Annotated in this window: 1 protein-coding gene; it reads left to right on the top strand. The window is 63.4% G+C overall.

The features are described 5' to 3' along the window. Positions 1-767, top strand: a 767-nt coding sequence (locus EN984_RS36030) for a translocation/assembly module TamB domain-containing protein (RefSeq protein WP_206517579.1), incomplete at its 5' end; no start/stop codon positions are given. Positions 768-950: the final 183 nt, after the last annotated feature.

Genomic DNA, 950 nt, shown 5'->3' with positions numbered 1-950 from the left:
GTGCGGTCAAGGCACAGGACAAGGCGCTGCGGCCGCCGACGACCAGCGGCAAGGGCGGCGGTAGCGGCCTTGCACTCGATGTCACGGTCAACGCGCCGAACCAGATCTTCATCCAGGGCAGGGGCGTCGATGCCGAACTTGGCGGCTCGCTGAAGCTGACCGGCCCGGCCTCGTCGCCGCAAGCGGTCGGCACCTTCACCCTGCAGCGCGGACGGCTGTCGATCCTCGGCAAGCGGCTGACCTTCACCGAAGGCACGGTCGGATTTTCCGGCTCGCTGGTGCCCTATCTCAATTTGACGGCGACCACGACGACGACCGGCGCCACCGTCACCATCGTGGTGTCGGGCGAGGCGACCAATCCGAAGTTCACCTTCTCCTCGGTGCCGGCGCTGCCCGAGGACGAGGTGCTGGCGCAATTGATCTTCGGCCGCTCGATGTCGAATCTGTCGCCGCTGCAGATCGCCCAGTTGGCCGAGGCCGCCGGGCAACTGGCCGGCGTCGGCGGCTCGACGTCGCTGCTCGAAAACCTGCGCAGCGCCATTGGTGTCGACGACCTCGACGTCACCACCGACGACCAGGGCGGCACGGCGGTTTCGGCGGGCAAATACCTCAACGACCGCACCTATGTCACGATCCAGAAAGGCGACAAGCCGGGCTCGGGCAAGGCTACGATCGACCTCAATGTCGGGCGCGGCGTCAAGCTGCGCGGCGAGGCCAACGATGCCGGCGAAGCCAAGGGCGGCATCTTCTACGAGAAGGAATACTGATAGTTCGGCAGGACTTTTGGCCTCATGATGGATCGATTCTGGCGCTGTCCGGGCTGGAGTAAATGTCTCAGTTTAATCGACTACCGAGATTCCAGAAGAATCCGTCGGACAGTAGCAAATTTGCGCCAAGACTGTCGTTATCACGCGAACCGCTCCCCTTTCAAAGTTGCACATTCCCTAACA

The organism is Mesorhizobium sp. M7A.F.Ca.CA.004.12.1.1 (assembly GCF_003997835.1).
Lineage (GTDB): Bacteria > Pseudomonadota > Alphaproteobacteria > Rhizobiales > Rhizobiaceae > Mesorhizobium.
The sequence above is the reverse complement of the archived record's forward strand: the minus strand, read 5'-3'. Positions and strand labels throughout refer to the sequence as shown.